This window comes from Streptomyces sp. NPDC050164 (assembly GCF_044459945.1).
Lineage (GTDB): Bacteria > Actinomycetota > Actinomycetes > Streptomycetales > Streptomycetaceae > Streptomyces > Streptomyces coeruleorubidus_A.
In genome coordinates, this window is record NZ_JBITJK010000006.1 from 38,558 (window position 1) to 64,258 (window position 25,701).

The following is a 25,701-nucleotide window of genomic DNA, read 5'->3' on the forward strand; positions in this document are numbered from 1 at the left end:
GACGTGCGGATCGTCGTCACCAACTGCAACACCACGCAGGAGATGACCGAGGAGATCGTACGAGGTGCCCGGGCCGCCGCAGGTCCGGGCACCACCGTGACCGGACTGACCCCCGCATGGGGGCCGGAGTCCGCGGAGGGCTGGCTCGACAGCTACCTGTCCGCCGCGGCCGTCCTGGACACGCTGCGGACGTACGACGGACCGCCTTACGACGCCGTCGTCATGGCCGGTTTCGGGGAGCACGGGCGCGAGGGCGTCCGGGAACTGGTGGGCGTACCGGTCGTCGACATCACCGAGGCGGCGGCACATCTGGCCTGTCTGCTGGGCCGCCGCTACGGCGTCGTCACCACGCTGGAGAGGTCCGTCGGCCAGATCGAGGACAGCCTGGAGACGGCGGGTGTGGCCCGCAACTGCGCCGCGATCGTCGGCACGGGCCTGAACGTGCTCGACCTCGGCGACGACGAGCGCACCGAGACGGCGTTCCTGGCCGCCGCCGAGCGGGCCTGCGCGGCCGGGGCCGAGGTACTGGTGCTGGGCTGCGCCGGCATGACGGGGTTGCAGCGGGTGGTCGGGGAGAAGCTGGGGCTGCCGGTCGTGGACGGGGTCGGCGCGGCGGTCAAACTGGCGGAGTCGCTGGTGGCGCTGGGGCTGACGACGAGCCGGGTGGGGAGCTACGCCGAGCCGCTGGCGAAACGGAGGGTGTGGGGACGCCCGAAGGGCACTGGCTCATGACGGGCCGTCGAGAGTGACGTCGTCGCGATGGGCCCCGTAGAACCGCACCTGCCGGGCCATGACCTCCCGCATCGAGGTGCCGCGCGGGATGCCGTACACCGTGCCGGGGAAGTCCAACGCCTCCTGCACCTGCCACAGCTCGTCGTGCTCGCCGGGGGCGAAGAGCCGGGCCCGGGGCGCCCCCGCCGCGATCCAGCCGATGGGCAGGACGGTGCCGGGCGGCAGCACGGAGTTGACGTGCAGCACGCTGTGGATCCGCAGCTCGGATCCGGTGCTCGCGACAGCGCCCGGGAAAACGCAGGCGCCGGTGGCCACGAAGACCTCGTCCTCAAGGGTCGCCCCGTTGACATGGGCGTGCGGGCCGACGAGCACGGCGTCACCGATCACCGCGGGGTGCTTGGCCCGCCCCCGCACCAGAGCGTTCTCCATGACGACGACGTCCGAGCCCACCCGCACCTCCCCGTCCTCGGCGGTGAGCACGGCCCCGTGCAGCACCCGGCTGCGCTCACCGAGGACGACGGCCCCGCACAGGACGGCCGTCGGGGCGACGTACGCGGACTCGGGGACGACGGGGCGCCGCCCTCGGTGCTCGATCAACATGGCGTTCTCCTCAGGCCTCAGGCCGGCGGCTCGCCGGGCACGACCGCTGTCGCCGTAATCTCCACCAGCTGCCCCGTGTACCCGAGGCACGCCACGCCGATGAGGGTCGACGAGTGCGGACCGGCGCTGAGCCCGGACGCCTCGACGACGTCCCAGACGGCCGACAGCACGGCCGGCTCGCCGCTCACGACGTACACGTCGGTCGCCACGACGTGCGCCAGGTCGCTGCCCACCGCGGCCAGTTGCTCCCGCAGATTGGCGATCACCTGCTCGGCCTGCCGCGCGGGATCTCCGGGACCGACGAGCTCGCCGTCGGCGTCCAGAGGGACGGACCCGGCGAGGAACGCCAGCCGCGTGCCGGCCTCGACGACGGATGCGTGGGAGTAGGTGGGCGGCGGAAACAGGCTCGGGACAGTCACTCGCTGGATCACAGGGGGTCTCCGATCTACGGGCGGCAGCCAAGGGCAACCCGCCGATCATGCGGGCTCCGGCGCGCGGACGCACCCGTATTTCGGTTCACCCCGACCGAGCCGTCCCCTACGCTTCAACCAGAGCCCGCCCCGCCCGCCGAGGAGCCGTGCCCGTGCCCACCACCCTCCCGGACCGAACCTTCCTCGACACCACCGCCGACCGCCTCGCCGCCCTCCCCGGCGTCCGGGCCGTCACCCTCGGCGGCTCCCGCGCCCAGGGCACCGAACGCCCGGACAGCGACTGGGACCTGGCGGTCTACTACCGGGGCGAATTCGACCCGGACGACCTGCGTGCGGTCGGCTGGGAGGGCGAGGTCTGCGAGCTCGGCGCGTGGGGCGGCGGCGTCTTCAACGGCGGCGCCTGGCTGACCATCGACGGCCGGCGCGTGGACGTGCACTACCGCGATCTCGACGTCGTCGAACACGAGGTGGCGGAGGCGGGCCATGCGCCGAAGGGCGCCCTCACCCAGGCCGCGGGCGCGATCGCCCTCGCCGCGACACAGACGGCGCATGCGGTGCTGGCGGCGCGGGGGGAGTGGGTCACGAACGAGAAGGGCCTCGTCGCGCGGGCGGGCCTGCGCGAAGTGGACGCGATCCTGGGCACCCTCACCGGCGCTCCGGACGAGCTCCAGCAGAAGGTCACCGACGTGGAGACGCTCCTGAACCGGGCCGTGGAGGCGGCGCGCAGCTGACCGGGCACCGCCGTCGCCGATTGCGTTCATAAAGAACCCGGCTTTCCCGTACTCCGTCACGTTCCGGCAACCTTCCCTCCAGGAACCCCGCCTACTGTGGGCACCCACACCCCAGCCCGGCCACCGTCGCCCGAAGGCCCACCCCTGCCCTCGACGAGTCGACAGGAGCCCTGTGTCCCCCTCCCGCCGTGTCCCTCTCAAGTTGCCGCCCTGGCTCGCGCACGCCCTGCGCGCTCAGCGGGGGCCGGTGCCCTGGAGTGCCGTGACGCGGGGGGCCTTGTCCGCGGGGCCGCTGTTGCTGGTGGCCGTGCAGGTCGGGCGCACCTCGCTCGGGGTCGTCGCCGCCATCGCCGCCATGCTCGCCGGGATCAACGACCGGCCCGGGAGCCGGCGGGTTTCGGTCAAGCGGATCGGGGTGCCCGCGCTGGGCGGTGCCCTGGGGCTGGTGGCCGGGACGTACGCCGGGCAGCAGACCGGCGCGGTCGTGCTGACCGTGATCCTCACGTTCATCGGGCTCCTCGCCGGGAGCATCAGCGCGATCGGGCCCGTCGCGTCCGCCGTCGGGACGCAGTTGCTCGTCGCCTCGGCGATCGGGGCCGGGATGCCCCTGCCGGAGCCGGGGTGGGAGCGTGCGCTCGCCTACGTCGCGGGTGCCGGGTGGCTGCTGGTGCTCCGGCTCGTGCTGCCCACCCCCGGCTCCCTCGCCGGGGACTTCCGGTTCGACGGGGAGCGGAAGGCCGTCGCCGCCGTGTACGACGCCGTCGCCGAGCTGCTCGACGCCGTCGGCGGGCCCGAGGCCATGCGTCGCCGGGCCGCGCTCACCGCCGCTCTCGACCACGCGCAGGACGCCCTCGCCGGGCCCCGGCTGCGGCGGTACGCCTCCTCCTTCGCCGAGCGGCGGCTGCACGCGCAGTACGCCGCCGCCCTGCCCCTCGCCGAGGCCGCCACCGCGCTGGCGTGGGACGGAGAGGCCGTCGCCGAGCGGGCCTCCGAAGGGCCCCGGCGGCTCGCCGCCGCCGTACGCGGCAACAGCCACACCGGGCCCCTGCCCGCCCCCTCCCGCTCGGCGCCCGCCCTGCGCGCCCTCGACGACGCCCTCCTGCACGCCGCCGAGGTGTTCGACCAGGGCAGGGGCGGCGATCTGCACACCCGGCCCCGTACGCCCAGGGACCGGCTGCGCGCCGCCTTCGGCAGCGCCGGACGCGAGTACGGGCTGCGTGTCGCCCTCTGTTTCGGGGCCAGTTCGGCAGCCGCCCAGGCCCTGCACCAGGGCCAGTGGTACGGGCAGCACGAGCACTGGTACTGGCTGCCGGCCACCGCCGTCTTCCTCGTCAAGCCCGACCTGGGGCCGCTGGCCTCGCGGGTGCTGAACCGGGCCGCCGGGACCGTGCTCGGCGCCGTCGTCTTCGCCGGATTCGCCGCCGTCCTGCCCCGGCCCGAAGGGCTCATCGCGCTCGTCGCCCTCAGCGGAGCGCTCATCCCCGTCGCCACCCGGCACTTCGCCGCCCAGACCGCCGTCGTCACCGTCCTCGTCCTCGCCCTGGTCATGGTCGGCGGCGAGCCGCAGGCCTCCATGGGGCGGATCGGCGAGACGTTGCTGGCCTGCGCGATCGTGCTGATCGTCGGGCACCTGCCGATGCCCGGACAGCGGGGCGGGGGAGTGCGCGCCCGGCTCGCCGCGGCGAGCGAGGCCGCGTACGCCTACCTCACTCACGTCCTCGACGAGACCGACGCCCCGCGCATCGGTACGTCCGGCACGCCCTCCCGGCGCGGCACCCACGACCACCCCGTCACCCCCACCGCCCACCGCGCCACCCGCTGGACCCTGCGCCGCGAGGCCTACCGCACCCTCGCCGAGGCCCGGACGGCCATCTCCCTGTCCGCGCACGAACTGCCCGCCCTCGCCCGGCACACCGAGGGCGCCGACGAGGTGGCCGGCCTCCTCGAACGCCTCGTCGACACCACCACCGCCTGCGCCGTTCACCTCGACGACACCGGACGGATCGGCCCCGAGCACACCGAGCGCCTCCACGCCCTCCTCGACGAACTCGCCGGACCGGTGGAGCGGGTGGGGCTACGACCTCCCGGGACGCCCCTCGCCGGATAGCCGCCCCGGCACGACCGCCACGCCCAACACCCCCACCAGGCCGGCGCCCCGCGCGGTCGCCGCCCGGCGCACCTCGGTCGCGAACCCGTGCCCCGCGACCGCCGGCTCCACCTTCGCGGCGATCTCCCCGGCCCGCTTCCCGTCCGGCGGTTCCCAGCACAGGCACAGCAGGCCTCCCGGCGCGAGCCAGCGCCTCAGCGCGGCCAGTTCCCGGTCCGCTTGGCGGGTCCGGAAGAGGTTCACATCGACCGCCAGGATCCTGTCGAAGGAGCCGGTGGCGAAGTCGGCGTCCTCCAGCGCCCGCGTGTGGAAGGCGGCCCGTCCGGTGGCGAGCGCGTCGCTGTTGCGGCGGCTTGCCGCATCGATCGCCTTGGCGGAGCGGTCGATGCCGGTGACGGTGCCCGTGACGAGGCGGTCGCGGATCAGCGCGACGGCGACGCCCCGGCCGCAGCCGATCTCCAGCACCCGGTCGCCGGGTGCCGGGTCGAGGACCTGCACCGCCCAGGTCAGGCGCTCCGGGACGTCGATGATGCTCAGCCCCCGACCCGTATCCACACCGGCGCGTGGTCCGACCCGGGCGCGCCCCGCCGCTGCGCCGGGTCGGGGCCGACCGACGGCAGACCGGGCGGGCCCTCGCCGGGCAGGCCCGTGCCCGCCGCCGTCACCCGGTGCACCAGGCGGTGGCTCACCAGCACATGGTCGATCAGCTCGCGCCGCCCGGAGTTCACGCGGGAGTAGCGCTGTCCGGGCGGGATGAGCGGGGCCACGTCCCACAGCCGGGCCGCATCGCCCTCGTCGGCCCTCTCGAACCCCGGCGTGCCGATCTCCGAGCCGGGCGGGCCGAGCAGGATCTGTGTGGTCGCCGCCTGCACCTCGTCGTTCAGGTCGCCCAGTACGGCCACGTCCCTGGCCCGCCCGTCGCCGTCCAGGAGCTCGTCCGCGAGGGCGCGCAGGGCCGTCGCCTCGGCGGCCCTGCGGTACAGGGCATAGGCGCCGTACCGGGCCCGTTCGCCCTCGCCGCGCGGCTGGAACCGGCCGTTCGGGTACGACAGCAGCTTGGACTTCAGGTGACAGACGGCCACCCGCAGCGGCCCGTCCTCGACCTCGACGGCGAGAAAGCCCCGCCCCGCCCGCGCCACCGTCACCCCCGAGTCGTCCACCTGCACGGGACGCAGCTCCGCCGGGAACGCCGTCGTGTCGGCCAGCACCGTCAGGGCCGTACGGCTCAGGAACCCGACCCGTATGCCCCGGCTGTCCGGATGCTCGGACAGGGCGAGATGCCAGTCGTCGTCGAGCATCCCGGCCAGGTCCTTCAGGGCCTCGGGGTCCCCTACTTCCTGCACGCCGAGCAGGGCCGGGTCGAGTTCCGTGATCACGGCGGCGAGCGCGGCGAGCTTCGCCCCGTACGCGGCCTCGTCCTTCGGGCCGTACGGGCCGCCGGGCCGGTAGAGGTTCTCCAGGTTCCAGGTGCCGAGGAGCATGCCGGGCTCCTTTCAGAAGCCGACAGACGGGGTGGTGGGGCCAGGGTGCTCGCCCGGCCCGCCCCGCGACAGAGCCGCGACGGGATGTGAGGTTCGGCTCATGCCTCCCTACGACCTCGTCGTACGTTGGCGCGATGACGCCTTCTGCCGCGGACAGTCCCGCCGACCTCATCATCAGCGCATGTACCGTCCTCGTGCACGACGATCAAGAGCGCATCGGGTTCGAGGAGGACGCCGCGATCGTCGTACGGAACGGCGTCGTCGAGGCGGTGACGACCACCGCCGGGGCCGCGGACCTGGCCGCCGCCGAGCGCCTCGACGCCCGGGGCCAGGTCGCCCTGCCCGGTCTGATCAACTGTCACACGCACGCGCCGATGGTCGCGCTGCGCGGCCTCGCCGAGGACCTGCCCACGCAGGAGTGGTTCAACGACGTCGTCTGGCCCGTGGAGTCCAACCTCACGGAAAGGGACGTCGAGTTGGGGGCGCGGCTCGCCTGCGCCGAGATGATCCGCGCCGCCGCGTCACCTGCTTCGCCGACCACTACTTCGCCATGGACGCGGTGGCACAAGTGGTCGCGGAATGCGGCATGCGGGCGCTGCTGGGTGAGGCCTACTTCTCCTCGCCGGGCCCCGAAGGTCAAGAGCGGTCACTGGAGTTCGCGCTCCGGCACCGCGGCTTTGCCGACGGCCGCATCACCACCGCCCTCGCCCCGCACTCCCCTTACACGGTCGACGACACCGACCTCGCCGCCACCGCCCGGCTCGCCGGCGAACACGGCCTGCCCGTGCACCTCCACGCCGCCGAGAACCGCGAGCAGACCGAGACCAGCCTCGCCCGCCACGGCGTCACCCCGATCGAGGTACTGGAACGCACCGGCATCCTCGACACGGACGTGCTCCTCGCCCACGGCACCGGCATCGTCGACCGCGACCTGCCCGTCCTGGAGCGGGCGGCCGGTCGTACGGCCGTCGCCACCGCGCCCCGCGGCTACCTCAAGTTCGCCTGGCCCGACACCACGCCGCTCCGCGCCCTGCGCGACATCGGCGTCGACATCGGGCTCGCCACCGACGGCGCCGCCTCCAACAACTCCCTCGACGTGTGGGAGTCGATGGCCCTCACCTCCCTGGTCCAGAAGTCCTCCGAGGGCGACCCCCGCTGGCTGACCTCCCGCCAAGCCCTGCACCACGCCACCCTCCAGAGCGCCCGTGCCGTGGGACTGGGGGACAGCGTCGGCAGCATCGCGCCGGGGCGCCGGGCGGACATCGTCCTGGTCGACCTGACCGGACCGCACACCCAGCCCGTCCACGACCTCGCCGCCACCCTCGTGCACAGCGCCCGCTCCGCCGACGTGCGCACCACGATCGTCGACGGACGGATCCTGATGCGTGACCGTGTGCTTCTGACGATCGACGTCCCGGCGGTGGTACGGGAACTGGAGGAGCGCCTGCCCGCCCTCGTCGACCGCAGCCACGGCCGGCGCATCCAGGACTACGACACCTGACGTTCCAAGGACCCCGTACCCGAAGGTCCTGCCGTTCAAGGCACGGATGGGCTGCCTCCGCTCGGCGAACCAGCCTGCTGGACCTCCCGCACTGGGCATCCAGGAGGAGTGGGAGGAACCCAAGGGGCGCGCGTCGGCCCTTGGGGCACCTGCGGGAAGTGACCGCTTCCGCTATCACGACGAGTACGACGACCGATACGGAAAGTGAACAGATAGGCCAAGAGGCTGAGAGGTTCGTCACACTCGGCGGTGAACGAGTGTCAACTACGTCTCAGAACCGTCACTTCGTGAGCCGTTCACCCCATGGTTGGCGTTTAACTCTACGAGTACAGCGCGACATGGAGGTGCAGGGTGAACGGGCGAACGGTGCTCGAGAGCTTTCCCGCCGGTGGGCCGCGTGGCTCCTGGCCGGCGGAGGAGTTCGCGCAGGCGCGGCGTCTGGAGGGCCTGCCTGCCGAGGTCGTCATGGACCTCGCCACGGACATGTTCCTGGTGATCGTGCGCAGCGGGGACGGTGCCGACGCCGCGGCCTGACGCGTGCCCCGAGTCCGGCGTGGCTCAGCCCGCCTTCGGCGCCGGCACCTTCGGGACCGGGGCGACCGGCGGGACCGTGGTGGGATCCGGGGCCGCCGTGGGTGATGGCGCGAACTGCTCCGCCTGGAGCGCGTACAGCTCGGCGTAGAGACCGCCGGTCGCCAGCAGCTCGTCCGGAGTCCCGGACTCCACAAGCCGGCCCTGGTCCAGGACGTGCACCAGATCCGCGTGGCGCACGGACGCCAGCCGGTGCGTGATCAGTACGACCGTCTGGCCGCTGTCGGCCAGGGCGCGGATCCGCTCGAAGACCTCCAGCTCGGCCCGGGCGTCCAGGGCCGCCGTCGGCTCGTCCACGATCAGGATGCGGCCCCTGCGGTAGGCCGCCCGGGCGATGCCCAGCCGCTGCCACTGGCCGCCCGACAGTTCGTGCCCGCCGCTGAAGTTGCGGGCGAGCAGCGTGTCCAGCCCGCGCGGCAGGTCCGCGATCACCGTCTCGGCCCCGGCCTCGGCGATCGACGCGGCCAGCCGCTGCTCGCACACCGGCTGCGACGTGCGCCCCAGGGCGACGTTCACCCGGGCCGTGAACGGCCACCGCTTGAAGTCCTGCGCCACCATCGCGATCCGCTCGGCCAGCCGGTGCCGGTCGGCGGTCGCCGCGTCCACGCCGTCCCAGAGGATGCGCCCCTTCTCCGGCGTGTACAGCCCGGCGAGCAGCTTGACCAGGGTCGTCTTGCCGGAGCCGTTCTCGCCGACCAGCGCCACGATCCGGCCCAGCGGGAGGGCGAGCGACACGTCGTCGAGGGCGGGGCGGGCGGAGTCGCCCGGATAGCGGAACGTGACGTTCTCGAAGCGGATCTCGCGCGGGTCCTCCGGCAGCGGCCGGCCGCCCACCGGGATCGCCCGCTGTGCCGCCTCGGTGTACAGCCGTTCCAGGTCGCCGACGAAGAGGGCCTCCTCGTGCAGCGCGTTGACCTCCACGACGAGCGTGTCGAGGCTCTGCGAGCCGGTCCGGATCGCGATCACCGCCGTACCCGCCACCGACAGGGCCATCGCCCCGGCCAGCAGCAGCCCGCCGAGCGTCGCGTACGTCGCCACCGTCGCCAGGCCCGTCCAGGCCGCCGCGATCAGGCCGGTACGGGCGGCGAGCCGGGCCAGCCGGGCCTGCTCGGCCTCCGCCGTCTCCGACATCGCGCGGAAGTGCCGCAGCAGGAACGCGCCCACCCCGTGCACCCGGATCTCGGGGGCCGCCTCGGGCTCGATCAGCAGATTGCCGAGCAGCCGGCCCGCGCGGGCGTGCTGCACCCAGGCGTGGAAGGACTCGTAGCGCCGCCGGGCCACGGTCAGCGCGCTCCAGGCGCTCGGCAGCGTCATCGTCACCAGAAGCGGCAGGAGCGCCGGGTGCAGCACGGTCAGGACACCGGCCGCCGCGACCAGCGAGATCATCGCGTTGATCACCCGCGTCCCGTACATGATCATCCGGCGGGCGGAGGCGGCTCCGTACTGCGCGGTGTCGAGCAGCTTGTGGAAGGCGTGGTCCTCGATCGCGGCCAGTTCGACGGCCGCGGCCCGCTCCAGGTACTGCTCGGTCGCCACCCGCTCCACCTTGGGCTCCAGCCGTCCGGTGGCGTAGGTGCTCGTGGCCCGCAGCAGCGCCGCGAGCAGCATCACGACGGCCACCGTGACCAGCGCGGGGACGGCGCCGCGCAGCCGGTCCTCGATCGGGCCGCCGCCCATCAGCCGTGCCAGCGCGCTGTTGACGGCGAGCAGTGCCACCGCCTGCGCCACGCCCCGGCCCGCCTCGGCGGCCAGCACGACCCGCGCGGCGCCCCGGTCGGCCTGCCGGGCGAGCCGGAGGCTGGACGCCAGCAGGGACGGCAGCCTGGTGATCATGGCGCGGAAGTTCAGCTCCAGGAACGCGTCGGCGTGCTGGTTCCAGCCCATGTCGTAACGCAGCGGCCCGCCGAAGAGCAGCCGCTCCGACTCGGACACTTCAGGCGCGGTCCGCTTCTTCCCCACCGTCGACCGACCTCCCATTTCGTGCCCCGCTCGTGGACGAACGGTCACTATTGCGGGGCGGAGCCCGCCGGGGCAGGGCGCAGCCCGGGGCGCCGGAGGCGCGCGGGCGCACGACCCGGCCGTCGGAGGCGTGGGACGGCGCGGAGTCGCAGGGGTGGTGCGTGTGCCCCGGCCGAGCGTGTCCGGCGAGTTCGACGAGCTCTATGCGCTGACCGGCCGCGACCAGGCCGGAGCGGTCCCCGTCACGCGGCACAGGGCCAGATACAGCGGTATCGGCGGGGTGTACGGCAGCTTGCCGTCCGGGCGGTGGATCAGCTCGGGCAGCTCAGGGAGGTCCGGGACGACCGCTCCGGTGGCGTAGTGCGCCGGGGCAGGCCATTCCAGGGCGTGGTCGGAGTCGGACGGCACCAGCCACCACCAGTGCGTCTGATCGGCGTAGACGCAGCCCACGCGGGGCAGCCGGGGCATCACCAGCCGGCCGAAACGGGCGGGTATCGCGACCGCGTCGCAGCCGAGCGGGGCGGTCATGCCGTCGGGGACGGGCAGCCGCAGAGCCGGGCCCGTCGTCCGCAGCCCGCGCCGGAGCCGGGCCAGGGTGTCCAGGTTCAGGACGCGGCCGCCGCGCCCGGGGCTCATGCCGGTCCCCGCTCTCGGCGTCGTTCCTGCGGGGGAACATCCTGAGCGGTCTTCGCATGGCGTGCCCGGTGTGCTTCGTCCCCGTCGCCCGGCTCGTCGGACGGCCCCGGCTTCGGCCGGGCGCCCCAGCCCAGGTCGTTCCGGGGCTGCGCCGGGTCGCGTGCGGTGTCCGCCGTGCGCGGCAGCTCGGCCCAGACCAGCAGCCCGGGGCCGTGCTCATGGGCACCCCAGGCGTCGCAGAGGGCGTCGACGAGAAGCAGTCCCCTCCCGTGCTCCTCCTCGGGCCGGGTGCGGCCGGCCGCGTGGGGCTGGCCCGGGGCGCAGCCCTCGTCACGCACGGCTATCCGCACCTGGTCGTCGCCGTCGTGCAGCTCGCACACTATGTGTGTGCTCGCCGTGTGCACGATGGCGTTGGTGACCAGCTCGGAAACCACCAGGGCCGCGCTGTCGCACGTGTCCTCGCACACCGACCAGCCGGTCAGCCGGGCCCGCGTCAGGCGTCTGGCCTGTGCGGGAGAACCCGGATGTGCGGCCAGCTCGAAACGGAACCGGCGCTCGGCAGTGGCCCCGACGGGGCTCGCTTCCGAGGTGGCACCCAGGCCGAGAGGGCCTGCGGCGGCGGCTGTTCCTAAGGGCGCGGACGGAATCACGCTTGCCACTATCGCCCCGCCGTGAACACTTGGCAAGTGTCACTCTGAAAATTGCAGAGTGCTGTGTGACGGTCTGGAAGGCCGTGGCACACTGCTCGCAACAGCACCTCGCGCGGCGCCAGTTGAGATCGTCGAAGCTCTGTTCGGAACGATTGTTCGGATATCCGGCTCTTCGAAAAGGTCTTCGAATGGCGCCGCCGGGCTGTCAGCGTTCTTTTGTGGCCGGCTCGTCAGAACTCTTCGTGGAGGTGGAGCGTGAGCGAACCGCGGTCCGCGCCGACGGTGGGCCAGGTCGTCATCGGTCGGCGCCTGCTGGACCTGCGGGAACGCGCCGGGATGAAGCGCGAGGAGGCCGCCCGCATCCTCCGCGTCGCCCCCGCCACGGTCCGCCGTATGGAGATGGCCGAGGTCGCGCTCAAAATCCCGTATCTGCAACTGCTCCTGAAGGCCTACGGAATCTCCGACGAGGAGGCCGACGCCTTCGTCCAACTGGCCGAGGAAGCGAACAAACCCGGCTGGTGGCAGCGTTTCCACGACATCCTGCCCGGCTGGTTCTCGATGTACGTGAGCCTGGAGGGCGCGGCCGGGGTCATCCGCAGTTACGAGCCCCATTTCGTCCCCGGGCTGTTGCAGACCGAGGACTACGCGCGCGGAGTGCTCCGGGCGGGCGCCATCGGCCAGACCCGGCCCGACGACATCGAGCGCCATGTCGCCCTGCGGATGCAGCGGCAGGAACTGCTCACCCGCGAGGACGCGCCCCGGCTGTGGGTCGTGATGGACGAGACCGTGCTGCGGCGCCCGGTCGGCGGGCCGGAGGTGATGCGTGCCCAGATCGACAAACTGCTCGAGGCCACGAAGCTGCCCAACGTGACGTTGCAGGTCGCCCCGTTCGCCGGCGGGCCGCACCCGGGCACGTACGGGCCGTTCGTGCTGTTCCGATTTGCCATGCCCGAACTGCCGGACATGGTCTACAGCGAGTACCTGACCGGCGCGGTCTACCTCGACGCGCGCGCCGAGGTGGCGACCCACCTCGAGGTCATGGACCGCATGGCGGCGCAGGCCGCTACGGCACATCGCACGAAGGAGATCCTCAGGGATCTCCGCAAGGAGCTGTGAATGGATCGCATCAAGCCGCGCAAACACGTCTACAACGGCATGCCCGCGCGCGACTTGGGCAGCGAAGGCTGGCACAAGCCGTGGAGCGGCGGGAACGGCGGGAACTGCCTGGAGGCGATGAAGCTCGCCGACGGCCGGATCGCCGTGCGGCAGTCCACCGACCCGGACGGTCCGGCGCTGATCTATACCACGGACGAGATGACGGCCTTCATCGAAGGGGCGAAGGCGGGGGAGGCGGACTTCCTGCTGTCCTGATGTGATGGCCATTCTCGCCTTCCGCCGTTTGTGTTGCTCAACTTCCTTACGCTGGTGCTGAATTGATCACCCCTTGTGTCTTATGGAGTGCCTCATGACCGGGCAGGACCCCACCTCGGCCGTCGCGATCGACACGAGCAGACCGCATCCGGCGCGGATGTACGACTGGTACCTCGGTGGCAAGGACAACTACCCGGTCGACGAGGAGATGGGCCGGCAGATGCTCACCCTCGACCCGAGGGTTCCGGTCATGGCGCGCGTCAACCGCGCGTTCATGCACCGGGCCACGCGCTGGCTGGCCCGCAACGGCGTACGGCAGTTCCTGGACGTCGGCACCGGCATCCCGACCGAGCCCAACCTCCACCAGGTCGCCCAGGAGACCGCCCCCGACGCCCGGATCGTCTACTGCGACAACGACCCCATCGTGCTGGCCCACGCGGCGGCCCTGCTGCGCGGCACGGACGAGGGGGCGAGCGAGTACCTCCAGGCCGACGTGCGCGACCCGGACGCCATCCTGGAGGGCGCGAGGAAGGTCCTGGACCTCACCCGGCCCGTCGCGCTGTCGCTCATCGCGCTGCTGCACTTCGTCTCCGACGAGGACGGCGCACACGATCTGGTCCGCCGGCTGCTCGCCGAACTGCCCTCCGGCAGCTACCTGGTCATCACCCACGCCACGGCCGACTTCACGCCGGAGGAGTCGAAGGCGGCCACCGAGAAGCTCCGCGCCGCCGGTGTCACCCTGGCCCTGCGCTCCCGCGAGGAGTTCACCCGCTTCTTCGACGGCCTCGACCTCGTCGAGCCCGGCGTCGAGATGCCCCACCGCTGGCACCCCGACCTGGGCGAGCCCGTACCCGGGCAGGACGACGGGGTGATTCCGGGATACGGAGCGGTGGGACGCAAGGCATAGCTCTCCGAGCGCCGGAACGCGCCGAGGGCGATGACCAGCCGGTCGGCGGCCTTGACCGTGGACGCCTCGGTGCCGGGCGGCAGCCGCGGTACCGCTGCCGCATACGCCGTACATGCCGGTCGTACGACCCCGACGTGATCCGGGAAGTGGCCACTCCTACACCGCCATGGGCCTGTCGTACGGTCCGATCGGCGACGGGAGGGTCGAACTACCCGTCAGATGGCGGTCGACCGCCGCCGCCACGGCCCGCCCCTCGGCGATCGCCCAGACGATGAGCGACTGGCCCCGGGCGGCGTCCCCCGCGGCGAACACGCCGGGCACGTTCGTGGCGAAACCGGCGTCACGCGCGATCGTGCCGCGGGGCTCCAGTTCCAGCCCCAGCTGGTCGACGAGCCCGTCCTTCCGGTCGGGCCCGGAGAAGCCGAGGGCGAGCAGCACGAGGTCGGCCGGGAGCGTCCGCCCGCTGCCCTCCACCGGGCGGCGCCGCGCGTCCACCTCGACCAGGTGCAGCGACCGCACACGGCCCGCCGCATCACCGTCGAAGCGCAGCGTGGACGCCGCGAACAGCCGCGCGTCCGCGTCGGCCACCCGAGCCGTCCGCAGGTCACGGGCCTCCTCGTGCGCGGCTGACAGCCGGTAGACCCGCACCGGATACGTCGGCCAGGGCTCGGTGTCCTCGTCGCGCTCGGTGTCCGGCAGCGCGTAGATGTCCAGCTGGGTCACGGACGCGGCGCCCTCCCGGACGGCCGTGCCCAGGCAGTCGGCCCCGGTGTCGCCGCCGCCGACGATGACGACGTGCTTCCCGGCGGTCGACAGCGGGGACGTCTCCAGATCGCCCTCGCACACCCGGTTGGCCAGCGGGAGATACTCCATCGCCTGGTGAATGCCCGTCAGGTCACGCCCCGGCACGTCGAGTTCGCGCCACGCGGTCGCCCCCGTGGCGAGCACCACGGCGTCGTAGCGAGTCCGCAGCTCATCGGCCCTGATGTCCCGCCCGACCGCCGTCGACGTACGGAACTTGGTCCCCTCGGCCCGCATCTGCTCCAGCCGCCGCTCCAGATGCTGCTTCTCCATCTTGAACGCGGGGATGCCGTACCGCATCAGCCCGCCGAGCCGGTCGTCCCTCTCGTACACGGCGACCGTGTGCCCGGCCCGGGTCAGCTGCTGGGCCGCGGCCAGCCCGGTGGGTCCCGAACCGATCACCGCGACCGTCTTGCCGGACAGCCGCTCCGGCGGCCTCGACGGCGCGAAGCCCTCCTCCCACGCCCGGTCGGCGATGGCGCACTCGACATTCTTGATGGTGACGGCAGGCTGGTTGATCGCCAGAACGCATCCCGCCTCGCACGGCGCCGGGCACAACCGGCCGGTGAACTCCGGGAAGTTGTTCGTGGCGTGCAGCCGGTCGGCGGCCGCCCGCCAGTCCTCCCTCGACACCAGGTCGTTCCACTCGGGGATCAGGTTGCCCAGCGGGCAGGCCTCGTGGCAGAAGGGGATGCCGCAGTCCATGCAGCGGTCGGCCTGCTTGCTGATGATCGGCAGCAGGGCGCCGGGGACGTAGACCTCGTCCCAGTCCCGGACCCGCTCCTCGACGGGCCTGCGCGGCCAGTCCTGGCGGGGGGTGGTCATGAAACCCTTGGGGTCGGCCATGGCCGTCTTCCTTGCGTGCGCGTGTGACAGGCCGTGCGTCGTCGGGCGGCACTCCTTCCGGCCACGATACGTCCGCGGCGGCGCACCCGCAGGGGACGGGACAGCACCTGCCGGAGTGCTCAGGTGAGGGCCAGCACGTACGCCACCGCCGCCCCGGCCGAGGCAACCGTGCGGACGTGGTTCCACATGGTCCACTCGCGCACATACGCCGGCCAGTACGCGGCCGCCTGAGAGGTGCCCGGGTCGAGCTTCAGCAGCGCGTCGTTGCGCGGCACGTTCGCGACTATGGTGACCCCGAACGAGCCGAACAGGTACAGCGCGCTGCCCACCAGCAGCTCCACCGTCCCCTCGTCCGGCCACAGTACGAACGTCACCACGGCGATCACCGCGCACAGTACGGCCGACCCGAGGAACACGATCATGAAGGGCGGTGTCACCGCGGCCACGTTGATCGCGTTCATCGCGGCTGCCCCATGCGCGGGCGGCAGCGTGGCCAGGCCCCGCATGACGAAGGTCGAGAAGCCACAGAACACCCCGGCCACCAGGCCGGTCCCGAGCACACCCAGCACCGTCAGCACGAAGTACGGTCCGTCGATCATGTAAGCCTCTCCCGCCCGTCGAGCCGGCATCCTGCCCCGGCACCCTTCCTCACCACAAGTGAAATCCCGTACGAGCACAGTGACCACGGCCGAACGGCGTACGCCCGCCCGGCCGCGCTGTCGTGGCCCCCGACCGGTCACCCGGCGGAACCGAGCCCCGCCTCGGTCCACCCCCTCAGCACCGTCTCCACCGCCGCCGCGATCCGCCGCCGCGCCTCGTGCCGCGGCACCCCGCTCATCAGCAGCCGGTCGTACGGCGTGTCCAGATGCCGTACGGACGCCACGACCGCCGAGGTCACCGCCCCCTCCGCCAGCGCCCGCCCGGCCGCACTGCGGCCCACCCGCCCGCTGCCCCGCTCCGAGGCGTGCGCGGCGATGGCCCGCGCACGGTCGGCCGGACATCCGGGAAACAGCCGCTGTATCTCCGCCGCGAACACCTGGGCGACCAGGGCGTCCTGAGCCGCCCGGCGCCGCGCGTCCCGCACCCGGCGCCGCTGTCGCGCCTCGGCGTCCGCGAGACACCGCTGCTCGGCCCGCGCGAGCGCCGCCTCCTCGACGAGAACGCCCTGCCGCTCGTACCGGCTCTTGCGCCGGTTGAACCGCACCACCACCGCCGACAGCGCGCTCTCCTCCCGCGATCTGCGCGTCAGCGCGGTGTCGCCGCTCGGCAGGAACACCAGATGCCCGAGGTCGGCACAGTCGAGGCAGCGCGGGGCGCCGTCCTCGAGGACGAGCAGCGGCAGCGGCCCTCGCCGGCACTCGGCGCAGTGCCGCCGCTTGAGGGGCTGGAAGACGAGAAGTCCGGTGTGGGGCGGAAGCGTCGCGCGCGGGACCATACGGGGTCCCGGGACCACAGGGGGTTCATGGACCATGGAGGGTTCATTCCCGCTGACGGCGGCGCGCACCGCATCCGCCGGAGGAGACCCCGGCGATCGCGGCACCTGTCGTTCTACCGCCTCCTGCCCGGTGTCTGCGGCGCTCGCGGGCATGACACGTCCTGTCGTGGCCTGGCGCATCATGGGCCGTGTGCGACTGGAAGCGATCACCTGGGACCGGCTCGGCGACCTGCTCGCCGAGCGCCTGCTCGACCTGAAGCCCGCCGACGGCAGTCCCTGGCCGCGCATCGCCTTCGACGGCGCCCCGGCCGCCCGCCCGGGAGACCTCGCCCGGCGTGTCTCCGAGGCACTGCGCATACGCGGCCGCTCCTCGCTCGTCGTGGGCACGGAGGGCTTTCTGCGCCCCGCCTCCGTGCGACTGGAGCACGGCCACCAGGACGTGGAGTCTTATTACAGCGGCTGGTACGACACCAACGCCCTGTGGCGCGAGGTGTTCGGCCCCCTCGAAGCCGGCGGCGACGGCCGCGTCCTGCCGGACCTGTGGGACCCGGCCGCCGACCGGGCCACCCGCAGCCCCTACGTCCGACTCCCGACCGGTGGCGTGCTGTTGCTGCACGGGCCCTTCCTCCTTCGGCACTGGTTCCCCTTCGATCTGAGCGTCCACGTCCTGCTCTCCCCGGGCGCCCTGCGCCGCCGCACGCCCGAGGACGAGCACTGGACCCTGCCGGCCTTCGAGCGCTACGAACAGGAGACCGACCCGGCGGGCACGGCCGACGTCCTGGTACGGGCCGATGATCCGCGCCATCCGGCGTGGGGCGGCTGAGCCTCTCTGGGCCGGCCGGGGGCCGCTCCGTGTGCGGGCACCGGGTGACGCGGCGAGAATGAAGGGCGCCGGGACTTGCGGTGCCTCCCGCGCCGCGCCGGCCGTCCGGCACCGGGAGGTACTTCATGACCACCGCCGGAGACATCATGCACCGCGGCGTCCAGTGGATCCCCGCCCACGAAACCCTCGACCGCGCGGCCCAGCTCATGCGCGAACTGAACGTCGGTGCCCTGCCCATCAGCGACGAGAACGAGCGGCTCTGCGGCATCCTCACCGACCGCGACATCGTCGTCGGCTGCGTCGCGATGGGTCACGACCCCGCCGCGGTCACCGCGGGCGAGATGGCCAAGGGCACCCCCCGCTGGATCGACGCGGGCGCCGATGTCGGCGAGGTGCTCCGCGAGATGCAGGAGCACCAGATCCGCCGGCTGCCCGTCATCCGGGACAAGCGCCTGGTCGGCATGATCAGCGAAGCCGACCTGGCCCGGCATCTGGCGGGCGACCAGATCGCCTCCTGGGCCGAGAGCGTCTACGCCAGGACCACCCCGCGCTGACGGCGCATCACCCCGCCATGCCCCCGCGGGTCACGGCCCCCGTCAGAGCCAGCCGCTGCGCCGGAACCCCCGGTACAGCGTCAGGCACGCGACGGATATGACGGCGATGACCATGCCGTAGCCGTATCGCCAGTGCAGCTCCGGCATGTGGTCGAAGTTCATGCCGTACACCCCGCAGACCATCGTCGGCACGGCGATGATCGCGGCCCACGCCGTGATCTTCCGCATGTCCTCGTTCTGCGCGACCGTGACCTGCGCGAGGTGCGCCTGGAGGATGGAGTTGAGCAGTTCGTCGAAGGCGGCGATCTGCTCCTTCCCCCGCAGCAGGTGGTCCGAGACATCGCGGAAGTACGCCTGTATCTCCGGGTCGACCACCCGGATCGGCCGCGTGGCGAGATCCTCCAGCGGTCGGCTGAGCGGCACCACCGCCCGCTTCAGCTCCAGGAGTTCACGCTTGAGCTGGTAGATGCGCCCCGGGTCCACCCGCGCGCCGGTCTCCGCGAACACGTCCGTCTCGACCTGGTCGATGTCCGCCTGCACCGAGTCCGTGACGGTCAGGTAGTCGTCCACCACGTGGTCCGCGATCGCGTGCAGCACCGCGGACGGGCCTTTCGCCAATTGGTGGGGATCGGACTCCAGCTCCTCGCGCAGCGGACCCAGCGAGCCGTGCCGGCCGTGCCGCACCGTGATCACGAAGTCCTTGCCGACGAAGACCATGATCTCGCCGGTGTTCACCACCTCGCTGGTGGCCGTGAGTTCCTCGTGCTCGACGTAGCAGACCGTTTTGAACACAGCGAAGAGCGTCGCGTCGTAGTGCTCCAGCTTGGGGCGCTGGTGGGCTTCGACGGCATCCTCCACGGCCAGGGGGTGCAGGTCGAAGAGCTCGGCGATGCCCGCGAACTCCCGGTCGGTCGGCTCGTGCAGGCCGAGCCAGACGAAACCCTCGCCCTTCTTGCGTACCGACTCCACGGCATCCACCAGATCGCCGCGCGCAGAGGTGCGGACACCGTCCCGGTACGTCACGCAGTTCACCACCGAGGAGCCCAGCGGGGAGCGGGCCGGGTGACTCAGGTCGACGCGAGGGCGCCGCCGAGCCAGCCGAGCCACCTTGCGGAGGCCGCCGACCCCGCCGAGGCTCGTGACCTTCCGCAGATTCCCTGCCATGGACATCTGCATCTCCTTGCGTGGAGCTCCGCGCGCCGTTCCCGCGCCTTGGTTCGTCAGTCTGCCAGGCCGACGTGAGCTGCGAGTAAGCCTGTGGAAACGGCTCGTTCCGCTTTGTTCCCGGCTGTGGACGAAGTCGTCCCCGGGCCGTGACCGAAAGGCTCCCGCAGGGCTCGTCACGCCCCAGACATCGACGCGTGTCGGGGCCGTGCGGTTCTTCGTGCGAGGGCTGTGCGGTTCTCCGTACGGGAGTGCCGACTCTCTGTACCGGAGCGTCGACCGTTACGGACAAGTCGGGCAACTGGGATGATCGCGGCATGACGCGAACCGATGGGTACCTCCTCGACAACCGGCAGACCGAGGCCGCGGAGCTCTTCAGCGCCTTCGCCGCTCTCTTCGACCCCACGACGTTCCGGCACCTCGAAGCGCTCGGCATCGGATCCGGCTGGCGGTGCTGGGAGGTCGGAGCCGGCGGTACCTCCGTGGCGTCCTGGCTGGCGAAGAAGGTCGGCCCGACCGGACGCGTCGTCGCGACCGACACCGACACCTCACGGCTCGCCCCCTCTGCCCGGCCGCCCGTCGAGGTGCGCGTGCACGACCTCGACGCCCAGGAGCCGCCGGGGGAGAGCTTCGACCTGGTGCACGCCCGTCTCGCCCTCGTCCACGTGACCGACCGGGCAAGGGCGTTGCGGTCCATGGTCAAGGCACTGCGCCCCGGCGGGCGCATCCTCGTCGAGGACGCCGACCCCGCCCTTCAGCCGCTGCTCTGCCCCGACGAGCACGGCCCCGAGCAGCAGCTCGCGAACCGGCTGCGGCACGGCTTCCGCAGACTGCTCGCCGACCGCGGGACCGACCTCCCCTGCGGCCGCATCCTCCCGCGGCTGCTCCGGGAAGCCGGCCTGACCCGCGTGCACGCCGACGCCTACTTCCCCGTCGCCTCGCCGGACTGCGCCGCCCTGGAGTCCGTCACGATCCGTCAGATCCGCGACCAGCTGGTCACGGCGGGCCTCGCCACGGACCAGGACATCGACCGGCATCTCGCGAACGTCACGTCCGGCGCCCTCGATCTGACGACGGCTCCGATGATCTCGGCGTGGGGCCGCAAGCAGTAGCCAAGGACCGTGCGGGCGCCGGGCATCAGCCGGGCAGGGGCGGTCTGCCGCCCACCCGTTCCACCGCCCTCGCACCCGCCCGGCAGCCCTCCGTCGCCGCCTCCTCCGGCCCGGCACCCGCGAGCAGGGCGGCGAGAAACGCGCCGGTGAAGGCGTCCCCGGCGCCCGTGGTGTCCCGTGCCGTCGCCGGTACGGCGGGGACGCGGGCGCACACCTTCCCCGAGCGGGCCACGAGCGCCCCCTCGTGCCCCTGCTTGGCCACCACCAGCGGAACACGCAGGCTCAGCTCGGCCGCCGCGTCGGCCGCGTCGGTCAGCCCCGTCAGCAGACACGCCTCGTCCCGGCTGGGCAGCAGTACGTCCACGCCCTCGACGAGCGCGAGGAAGCGCCCGGCGCCCAGCTCCCCGAGGAAACCGGCCGACGCGGGATCCAGGCTCACCGGCACGCCACGCGCGCGTGCGGCCCGCAGAGCCACCGTCACCAGGGCGCGACTCGGTTCGGAGAACAGGAGGTAGCCCGACAGGTGCAGCCGGGCCACGCCGTCGAGCAGCGCGTCCGACCAGTCGGCGGGTTCCAGCCGCAACGACGCGCCGCTGTCGGTGAGGAACGTCCGCTCGGCCGAAGCACCCCCGTCGACCAGGCAGATCACCGTGCCGGTCGGCGCCTGCGGGTCGACGACGAGCCTGGGACGCACGCCGTGGGCCACCAGCTCACGCTCGTGCCAGGCGGCGGCCTCCGCCCCCACGCGCCCGAGCAGCCGCACCTGCGCCGCGCCCCGGTGTGCGGCCCAGCACGCCACGTTGGCGCCCGCCCCGCCCGGCACCGTCCGGATCGATGCAGCCGTGTCCGTACCGGCCGCGAGCGACCTCTCGTGCCTCGCGACGACGTCCGTGATGACGTCCCCGACGACCAGCAGCGCCCCGCCGTCCGCCGAGCGCGCGGCGGGTTCCGATGGGGCGGTTCGACTCTCCGCCGAGTCCGCGGCGACCTCCGATGGGCTGGTTCCACTCTCCGTCGAGCGCGTCCCGCCCTCCGGCGAGCCGGCTGCGGTCTCGGATGGGTCGGTTCCACTCTCCGCCGAGCCCGCTGTCACCTCCGATGGGCCGGCTCCGCTCCCCGCCGAGCCGGCTCTGCCCACCGCACCGCGATCGGCCCCGGCCCCGGTCATCCCCGTGCCCAGGCCGTCGCGATCCGCGCCGCCAGGCGTACGTTGCCGCGGACCGCCGCCAGGTTGGCGCTCAGGGAGGCGCCGTCGGTGTGCCGTACGAGGTGGTCGAGCAGGAACGGCGTCACCGCCTGGCCGGTGATTCCCTCCTCCTCGCACGCGTGCAGCGCGTCCGCGAGCACGCGCGCGTGCAGCTCCGGATCCAGCTGCTCCTCCTCGGGGACCGGGTTGGCGACGATCAGCGCCGACTCCGGCCCGGCGAGGGCGTCCTGGGCCCGCATGACGCCCGCCACCTGCTCCGGCGTCCGCAGCGTCCAGTCCACCGGATGCCCCGAGTCGGACAGATAGAAGCCGGGGAACCGGTCGGTGCCGTAACCGGCCACCGCGACACCCAGCGTCTCCAGCCGCTGCAAGGTCGCCGGCACGTCCAGGATCGACTTCACCCCGGCACACACCACGGTGATCCGCGTCCGCGCCAGCAGCCCCAGGTCGGCCGACTCGTCCTGCGTCGCCGTCCACTCCCGGTGCACCCCGCCGAGCCCACCCGTCGCGAACACGCGCACGCCCGCCAGCGCCGCCAGCAGTGCCGTCGCCGACACCGTGGTCGCCCCGCTCGCCCCGGACGCCGTCGCGAGCGGCAGGTCGCGGTGGCCCAGCTTGCGGATGCCGTGCTCGTTCGCGACCCGCTCCAGCTGCTCCTTGTCCAGCCCGACATGGGGCCGCCCGTCCAGCACGGCGATCGTCGCGGGCACCGCGCCCTCCTGCCGCACGGCCGTCTCCAGCTCCAGCGCCACCTGGAGGTTGCGCGGCCGCGGCAGTCCGTGGGCGATGATCGTGGACTCCAGGGCCACCACGGGCCGACGCGCGCCGATCGCCTCCCGCACCTCTTCTGACACCACCAGCACCACGCGCCTGCCTCCTGTCGGTCGGTCCTCCCTCATCCCTGGCGGGCGGCGCGCCGGGCCAAACCCTTGCGGGCTGTCGGCGACGTCACGAGCCTTGAATGCATGACGGACAACACACCACGACTCGACCACGTCGTCCTCTGGGTGCGCGACCCGATAGCAGCCGCCGACTTCTACGAGAAGGCCGTCGGCCTGGAGACGGTCAGGCTCACCGAGTTCACCGCCGGTGAGGTGCCGTTCCCCTCCGTACGCGTCAACGACGAGACCATCCTCGACCTCATGCCGCTGACCTTCGCGGAACGCATGACGATGCTGCCCGGCGCCGCCGACAGTGCGGGGCACCCTGTCAACCACGTCTGCCTGTCCCTGCCACGGGGCGACTTCGACGCCCTTCTCAGCCGCCTGGAGGAACGCTCCGTACCGGTGTCGGACCTCTCGTACGACTCCTTCGGAGCCCGGGGCAAGGCCACGCGCAGTTTCTACTTCCGCGACCCGGACGGCAACGTCTTCGAGGCGCGGCACTACGACTGACCGGACCCGCCTCAGAACAGCGGCTCGGGCAGCACCCCTTCGAGGGCGAGCAGCTTCCGCTTGGTCTCCAGCCCGCCCCCGAAGCCGCCGATTCCGCCGCCGCTCTCGACGACCCGGTGACAGGGCACCACCACCGGCAGCGGGTTGGCGCCCATCGCCGTGCCCACGGCCTGGGCGGCGCCCGGCTGGCCGACCCGCCCGGCCAGATCGCCGTACCCGACGACCGTGCCGTACGGCACACCGGATGCCAGCTCGCGCAGGACCTCCCGGTTGAAGCCGGAGATCAGCGACCAGTCCAGCGGCAGGTCGAAATCGCGGCGCTCACCCGCGAAGTACGCCTCGACCTGACGTACCGCCTCGGCCAGCAGCGGGGAGCCGGGCGCCTCGACGGGCTCGGTGCCGAGGCGTGACGCCAGCCGCTCGACCGCCCGGTCCCGCACCGCGTCCGTGGCATGGAACACGACGTTCACCAGGCCCTCGCGGGTCGCCGCCAGCAACAGCGGGCCGATGCCGCTGCCGACGACGCCCCACACGACCCGCTGCTCAACCTGCCCATGGCTGTCCATGCGCCCACCGTACGACCCACCACTGACAACGCCGCCCCGGCCGGACGGATCGCCCACCGGCAGCCAGCCTGCCTCACCCCTCCACGGCCTCCCGGACCACATCCGGCTTGTTCGTGATGATCCCGTCGACGCCGTACTCGGCGACCCGCTGGGCCGTCGCCGCGTCGTCGACCGTCCAGGTGAAGACCTCCAGCGGCCTGCCGTGCGGTCCGGTCAACGCCTGGACGGAGGAGACGTACGCCGTGGAGAGCGAGCCGTACGACGGGTTGATCTGGTCGGCGAAGCCGGCGTAGGCCGGCAGGTCCGACACGGGCGGCGTGCCCAGGAAGCCGGTCTTCACGGCGGGCTTCAGCTCGTGCACCGTCCGGACGCTGTCCGCGCTGAAGCTCTGCACGATCAGCCGGCCCGCCAGATGCGACCGGTCCAGCCAGCCCTCGTTGCTGAGGACCTTGAGCGTCTGCCGCTCGATGCCCGGGTACAGCTCCGGGTTCTTGATCTCCAGGAGAAGCTTCTGATGATGACGCTCGACGCGGTTCACGAACTGTTCCAGCGTCGGCACGCGCGCGCCCGCGTGCGCGGGGCCGAACCAGCTGCCCGCGTCGAGACGGCCGATCTCGGCGGCGGTGAAGTCCTTCACCTTCCAGGGAGCCCGGTCGGGAAAGACCTCCTCGACGTCGGTGGTGCGCCGCAGGTTGTCGTCGTGGAGGACGACGAGCTCACCGTCCCGGGTCCGCTGCACGTCGTTCTCCACCCAGCGGATGCCCAGCTCGGCCGCCTTGTCCACGGCGGCCAGCGTGTTCTCAGGCGCGTACGCGGAGGCCCCCCGGTGCGCGATGACCAGCGGCGACCCGCCGTCGGCGGCCCGCGCCGGGGAGGCGGGGAACAGGAGGGCGGCGGTCCCCAGGAGCGCGGTGGTCGAGGCGGCAACAGCGCGCGCGTGCATACGAACTCCTCGCGTCGAGCGATCACGGCATCACAGACAGCTCAACTGTGACAGCAGAGGGTCAACGCGAGAGGGGTACAGGATGACCACAGGTTGAATGGAGAGGACCCAACTCCGCTCACTGGTACCGCACAACTGCGGCAAGGGCGTGTTTCTTTGCCGGAAAGTCGTTCGACCATTCCGGTGGGAGTCATACTCTCTGCGTCAACCCTGACCGCTCCTGCGGTCCTGGCAGGGGCGCACATCAGGAATTCCGGGACGCAAAGGGCGGGAAGGGCAGCCGCGCATGCAGGGCACGGTCGACGGATTCAGCTACGGCCTGGTCACACCCCTGGTGGCCTACCTCATGGCCTGCCTCGGCGGCGCCCTGGGTCTGCGCTGCACCACCAGGTCCATGCTCGTCGCCCAGTCCTGGCGCCCCGGCTGGCTCGCCCTCGGCTCGGCCGCCATCGGCTCCGGCATATGGACCATGCACTTCATCGCGATGATGGGGTTCACGGTCCGGGGGACCCCGATCCACTACGACAAGCCGATGACCTTCGCGAGCCTGGCCGTCGCGATCGTGATGGTGGGCATCGGGATCTTCATCGTCGGCTACAGGGGAGCCCGCGGAACGGCCCTGTTCACCGGCGGCACCATCACCGGCCTGGGCATCGCCTCGATGCACTACCTCGGCATGGCCAGCATGAGCCTGGACGGGAAGCTGGAGTACGACACGCTCACCGTCGGCATCTCCGTCGCGATCGCCATGGCCGCCGCCACCGCCGCCCTGTGGGCGGCCGGCCAGGTCCGGGGCTTCCTGTGGAGCGTGGGCGCCAGCCTCGTCATGGGACTCGCGGTCAGCGGTATGCACTACACCGGCATGGCCGCCCTCAGCGTCCACCTGCACGGGACGGCGGAACCCGCCACGGGGGAGTCGCCCGCGGCTCTGCTCGCGCCCATGCTGGTCGGCCCGCTCGCCTTCCTCCTCCTCGCGGGCATCGTGGTGATGTTCGACCCACTGATGGTCATGGGGAAGCCCACGGTCGTCCCCGTCGAGCAGAGGCCCGGCATCCCCGCCCACACCCACACCGCTCACAACCCGCAGCGCCCGCGGCTCCGCCCCCGCCGCACCGTGGACCACCGCGGCTCCCGGGCCCCGCAGAACCGCTGATCGGAG

27 protein-coding genes and 1 pseudogene are annotated in these 25,701 nt (G+C 72.5%); 13 read left to right on the forward strand and 15 right to left on the reverse strand.

The genetic code is table 11. The annotated features are described in order from the left end of the window. The first annotated feature begins 3 nt into the window (after positions 1–3). Positions 4–732, forward strand: coding sequence for an aspartate/glutamate racemase family protein (locus ACIBNA_RS11875; RefSeq protein WP_399165071.1), 729 nt, complete (start codon positions 4–6; stop codon positions 730–732). Here ACIBNA_RS11875 and ACIBNA_RS11880 read toward each other — a convergent pair. Together ACIBNA_RS11880 and ACIBNA_RS11885 are read right to left on the reverse strand one after the other, a co-directional pair. After that, a complete protein-coding gene (locus ACIBNA_RS11880) occupies positions 727–1,332 on the reverse strand; it encodes a gamma carbonic anhydrase family protein (protein WP_399165072.1) in 606 nt (201 codons plus the stop codon). The two genes, ACIBNA_RS11875 and ACIBNA_RS11880, sit on opposite strands and share 6 nt — an antisense overlap. Positions 1,333–1,349: 17 nt before the next feature. Next, a complete protein-coding gene (locus ACIBNA_RS11885; protein WP_399165073.1) occupies positions 1,350–1,763 on the reverse strand; it encodes a RidA family protein in 414 nt (137 codons plus the stop codon). Between the two features lie 146 nt (positions 1,764–1,909). Between ACIBNA_RS11885 and ACIBNA_RS11890 the strand changes: the two genes are divergently transcribed. Together ACIBNA_RS11890 and ACIBNA_RS11895 are read left to right on the forward strand one after the other, a co-directional pair. Continuing rightward, positions 1,910–2,494 carry a nucleotidyltransferase family protein gene (locus tag ACIBNA_RS11890; protein ID WP_399165074.1) on the forward strand — a complete coding sequence of 195 codons (585 nt, stop codon included), beginning with the start codon at positions 1,910–1,912 and terminating at the stop codon, positions 2,492–2,494. A 172-nt stretch (positions 2,495–2,666) separates the two neighbouring features. Then, on the forward strand, positions 2,667–4,601 hold the full coding sequence (locus tag ACIBNA_RS11895; RefSeq protein WP_399165075.1) for an FUSC family protein: 1,935 nt from the start codon (positions 2,667–2,669) through the stop codon (positions 4,599–4,601). On the opposite strand, the gene ACIBNA_RS11900 is transcribed toward ACIBNA_RS11895, so the two are convergent. Continuing rightward, positions 4,569–5,156, reverse strand: a complete 588-nt coding sequence (locus tag ACIBNA_RS11900; RefSeq protein WP_399165076.1) for an SAM-dependent methyltransferase — start codon at positions 5,154–5,156, stop codon at positions 4,569–4,571. The genes ACIBNA_RS11895 and ACIBNA_RS11900 overlap by 33 nt on opposite strands. Further along, positions 5,135–6,082, reverse strand: coding sequence for an endonuclease/exonuclease/phosphatase family protein (locus ACIBNA_RS11905; protein ID WP_399165077.1), 948 nt, complete (start codon positions 6,080–6,082; stop codon positions 5,135–5,137). The genes ACIBNA_RS11900 and ACIBNA_RS11905 overlap by 22 nt, the downstream gene beginning before the upstream one ends. Before the next feature lie 134 nt (positions 6,083–6,216). Here ACIBNA_RS11905 and ACIBNA_RS11910 point away from each other — a divergent pair. Both ACIBNA_RS11910 and ACIBNA_RS11915 read left to right on the forward strand, forming a co-directional pair. Beyond that, positions 6,217–7,583, forward strand: a pseudogene (locus tag ACIBNA_RS11910) (amidohydrolase). A gap of 351 nt (positions 7,584–7,934) precedes the next feature. Continuing rightward, positions 7,935–8,117: a hypothetical protein gene (locus tag ACIBNA_RS11915; protein ID WP_037674458.1), complete on the forward strand. Its 183-nt coding sequence runs from the start codon at positions 7,935–7,937 to the stop codon at positions 8,115–8,117. A gap of 24 nt (positions 8,118–8,141) precedes the next feature. Here the strand turns inward: ACIBNA_RS11915 and ACIBNA_RS11920 are convergent, their stop codons facing one another. From ACIBNA_RS11920 to ACIBNA_RS11930, 3 genes are all read right to left on the reverse strand, one after another. Further along, positions 8,142–10,151, reverse strand: coding sequence for an ABC transporter ATP-binding protein (locus ACIBNA_RS11920; RefSeq protein WP_399165078.1), 2,010 nt, complete (start codon positions 10,149–10,151; stop codon positions 8,142–8,144). 183 nt (positions 10,152–10,334) lie between these two features. Then, positions 10,335–10,769 carry a hypothetical protein gene (locus ACIBNA_RS11925; protein ID WP_399165079.1) on the reverse strand — a complete coding sequence of 145 codons (435 nt, stop codon included), beginning with the start codon at positions 10,767–10,769 and terminating at the stop codon, positions 10,335–10,337. Beyond that, entirely contained in the window at positions 10,766–11,428 is a 663-nt protein-coding gene (locus ACIBNA_RS11930) for an ATP-binding protein (protein ID WP_399165080.1), read from the reverse strand. Before ACIBNA_RS11930 ends, ACIBNA_RS11925 begins: the two co-directional genes overlap by 4 nt. 246 nt (positions 11,429–11,674) lie before the next feature. Here ACIBNA_RS11930 and ACIBNA_RS11935 point away from each other — a divergent pair, with 246 nt between their 5' ends. From ACIBNA_RS11935 to ACIBNA_RS11945, 3 genes are all read left to right on the forward strand, one after another. Beyond that, positions 11,675–12,535, forward strand: coding sequence for a helix-turn-helix transcriptional regulator (locus ACIBNA_RS11935; RefSeq protein WP_399165081.1), 861 nt, complete (start codon positions 11,675–11,677; stop codon positions 12,533–12,535). Continuing rightward, on the forward strand, positions 12,536–12,790 hold the full coding sequence (locus ACIBNA_RS11940; RefSeq protein WP_020277664.1) for a DUF397 domain-containing protein: 255 nt from the start codon (positions 12,536–12,538) through the stop codon (positions 12,788–12,790). A gap of 94 nt (positions 12,791–12,884) precedes the next feature. Further along, a complete protein-coding gene (locus ACIBNA_RS11945) occupies positions 12,885–13,697 on the forward strand; it encodes an SAM-dependent methyltransferase (RefSeq protein ID WP_399165082.1) in 813 nt (270 codons plus the stop codon). 156 nt (positions 13,698–13,853) lie between these two features. On the opposite strand, the gene ACIBNA_RS11950 is transcribed toward ACIBNA_RS11945, so the two are convergent. From ACIBNA_RS11950 to ACIBNA_RS11960, 3 genes are all read right to left on the reverse strand, one after another. Next, positions 13,854–15,344 (reverse strand): glutamate synthase subunit beta, encoded by a 1,491-nt coding sequence (locus ACIBNA_RS11950; RefSeq protein ID WP_399165083.1) that lies wholly within the window; start codon positions 15,342–15,344, stop codon positions 13,854–13,856. 119 nt (positions 15,345–15,463) lie between these two features. Next, a complete protein-coding gene (locus ACIBNA_RS11955) occupies positions 15,464–15,943 on the reverse strand; it encodes a DUF1772 domain-containing protein (protein ID WP_399165084.1) in 480 nt (159 codons plus the stop codon). A gap of 137 nt (positions 15,944–16,080) precedes the next feature. Beyond that, positions 16,081–16,779, reverse strand: coding sequence for a DUF2293 domain-containing protein (locus ACIBNA_RS11960; protein WP_399165085.1), 699 nt, complete (start codon positions 16,777–16,779; stop codon positions 16,081–16,083). A gap of 190 nt (positions 16,780–16,969) precedes the next feature. Between ACIBNA_RS11960 and ACIBNA_RS11965 the strand changes: the two genes are divergently transcribed. Both ACIBNA_RS11965 and ACIBNA_RS11970 read left to right on the forward strand, forming a co-directional pair. Beyond that, positions 16,970–17,602, forward strand: coding sequence for a uridine kinase (locus tag ACIBNA_RS11965; RefSeq protein WP_399165306.1), 633 nt, complete (start codon positions 16,970–16,972; stop codon positions 17,600–17,602). A 125-nt stretch (positions 17,603–17,727) separates the two neighbouring features. Further along, the gene (locus ACIBNA_RS11970; protein WP_399165086.1) at positions 17,728–18,156 is read left to right on the forward strand and encodes a CBS domain-containing protein; all 429 of its coding nucleotides are present in this window, start codon (positions 17,728–17,730) and stop codon (positions 18,154–18,156) included. Between the two features lie 42 nt (positions 18,157–18,198). On the opposite strand, the gene ACIBNA_RS11975 is transcribed toward ACIBNA_RS11970, so the two are convergent. Further along, positions 18,199–19,326, reverse strand: a complete 1,128-nt coding sequence (locus ACIBNA_RS11975) for a magnesium and cobalt transport protein CorA (RefSeq protein ID WP_399165087.1) — start codon at positions 19,324–19,326, stop codon at positions 18,199–18,201. Positions 19,327–19,637: 311 nt separating this feature from the next. Between ACIBNA_RS11975 and ACIBNA_RS11980 the strand changes: the two genes are divergently transcribed. Next, complete coding sequence (locus ACIBNA_RS11980; protein ID WP_399165088.1) at positions 19,638–20,432, forward strand: methyltransferase domain-containing protein; 795 nt, start codon at positions 19,638–19,640, stop codon at positions 20,430–20,432. Positions 20,433–20,457: 25 nt separating this feature from the next. Here ACIBNA_RS11980 and ACIBNA_RS11985 read toward each other — a convergent pair whose 3' ends face one another. Together ACIBNA_RS11985 and ACIBNA_RS11990 are read right to left on the reverse strand one after the other, a co-directional pair. Continuing rightward, positions 20,458–21,348, reverse strand: coding sequence for a carbohydrate kinase family protein (locus ACIBNA_RS11985; protein WP_399165307.1), 891 nt, complete (start codon positions 21,346–21,348; stop codon positions 20,458–20,460). A gap of 248 nt (positions 21,349–21,596) precedes the next feature. After that, a complete protein-coding gene (locus ACIBNA_RS11990) occupies positions 21,597–22,505 on the reverse strand; it encodes a pseudouridine-5'-phosphate glycosidase (protein ID WP_399165089.1) in 909 nt (302 codons plus the stop codon). A 99-nt stretch (positions 22,506–22,604) separates the two neighbouring features. On the opposite strand from ACIBNA_RS11990, the gene ACIBNA_RS11995 reads away from it, so the two are divergent. Next, a complete protein-coding gene (locus ACIBNA_RS11995; protein WP_399165090.1) occupies positions 22,605–23,033 on the forward strand; it encodes a VOC family protein in 429 nt (142 codons plus the stop codon). An 11-nt stretch (positions 23,034–23,044) separates the two neighbouring features. Here ACIBNA_RS11995 and ACIBNA_RS12000 read toward each other — a convergent pair whose 3' ends face one another. Both ACIBNA_RS12000 and ACIBNA_RS12005 read right to left on the reverse strand, forming a co-directional pair. Further along, on the reverse strand, positions 23,045–23,599 hold the full coding sequence (locus tag ACIBNA_RS12000) for a methylated-DNA--[protein]-cysteine S-methyltransferase (RefSeq protein WP_399165091.1): 555 nt from the start codon (positions 23,597–23,599) through the stop codon (positions 23,045–23,047). Between the two features lie 73 nt (positions 23,600–23,672). Continuing rightward, on the reverse strand, positions 23,673–24,542 hold the full coding sequence (locus ACIBNA_RS12005; RefSeq protein ID WP_399165092.1) for a glycerophosphodiester phosphodiesterase: 870 nt from the start codon (positions 24,540–24,542) through the stop codon (positions 23,673–23,675). Positions 24,543–24,828: 286 nt separating this feature from the next. Here ACIBNA_RS12005 and ACIBNA_RS12010 point away from each other — a divergent pair, with 286 nt between their 5' ends. Further along, on the forward strand, positions 24,829–25,695 hold the full coding sequence (locus tag ACIBNA_RS12010) for an MHYT domain-containing protein (protein WP_399165093.1): 867 nt from the start codon (positions 24,829–24,831) through the stop codon (positions 25,693–25,695). The last annotated feature ends 6 nt before the right edge of the window (positions 25,696–25,701 follow it).

What these genes read in the sequence shown, in the direction of transcription:
- ACIBNA_RS11995 (WP_399165090.1), top strand. Translation starts at nt 22,605, where the DNA reads ATGACGGACAACACACCACGACTCGACCACGTCGTCCTCTGGGTGCGC.
- ACIBNA_RS11905 (WP_399165077.1), bottom strand. Translation starts at nt 6,082, where the DNA reads ATGCTCCTCGGCACCTGGAACCTGGAGAACCTCTACCGGCCCGGCGGC.
- ACIBNA_RS11945 (WP_399165082.1), top strand. Translation starts at nt 12,885, where the DNA reads ATGACCGGGCAGGACCCCACCTCGGCCGTCGCGATCGACACGAGCAGA.
- ACIBNA_RS12005 (WP_399165092.1), bottom strand. Translation starts at nt 24,542, where the DNA reads ATGCACGCGCGCGCTGTTGCCGCCTCGACCACCGCGCTCCTGGGGACC.
- ACIBNA_RS12000 (WP_399165091.1), bottom strand. Translation starts at nt 23,599, where the DNA reads ATGGACAGCCATGGGCAGGTTGAGCAGCGGGTCGTGTGGGGCGTCGTC.
- ACIBNA_RS11925 (WP_399165079.1), bottom strand. Translation starts at nt 10,769, where the DNA reads ATGAGCCCCGGGCGCGGCGGCCGCGTCCTGAACCTGGACACCCTGGCC.
- ACIBNA_RS11975 (WP_399165087.1), bottom strand. Translation starts at nt 19,326, where the DNA reads ATGTCCATGGCAGGGAATCTGCGGAAGGTCACGAGCCTCGGCGGGGTC.
- ACIBNA_RS11980 (WP_399165088.1), top strand. Translation starts at nt 19,638, where the DNA reads ATGACGCGAACCGATGGGTACCTCCTCGACAACCGGCAGACCGAGGCC.
- ACIBNA_RS11880 (WP_399165072.1), bottom strand. Translation starts at nt 1,332, where the DNA reads ATGTTGATCGAGCACCGAGGGCGGCGCCCCGTCGTCCCCGAGTCCGCG.
- ACIBNA_RS12010 (WP_399165093.1), top strand. Translation starts at nt 24,829, where the DNA reads ATGCAGGGCACGGTCGACGGATTCAGCTACGGCCTGGTCACACCCCTG.
- ACIBNA_RS11960 (WP_399165085.1), bottom strand. Translation starts at nt 16,779, where the DNA reads ATGGTCCCGCGCGCGACGCTTCCGCCCCACACCGGACTTCTCGTCTTC.
- ACIBNA_RS11955 (WP_399165084.1), bottom strand. Translation starts at nt 15,943, where the DNA reads ATGATCGACGGACCGTACTTCGTGCTGACGGTGCTGGGTGTGCTCGGG.
- ACIBNA_RS11940 (WP_020277664.1), top strand. Translation starts at nt 12,536, where the DNA reads ATGGATCGCATCAAGCCGCGCAAACACGTCTACAACGGCATGCCCGCG.
- ACIBNA_RS11970 (WP_399165086.1), top strand. Translation starts at nt 17,728, where the DNA reads ATGACCACCGCCGGAGACATCATGCACCGCGGCGTCCAGTGGATCCCC.
- ACIBNA_RS11920 (WP_399165078.1), bottom strand. Translation starts at nt 10,151, where the DNA reads ATGGGAGGTCGGTCGACGGTGGGGAAGAAGCGGACCGCGCCTGAAGTG.
- ACIBNA_RS11950 (WP_399165083.1), bottom strand. Translation starts at nt 15,344, where the DNA reads ATGGCCGACCCCAAGGGTTTCATGACCACCCCCCGCCAGGACTGGCCG.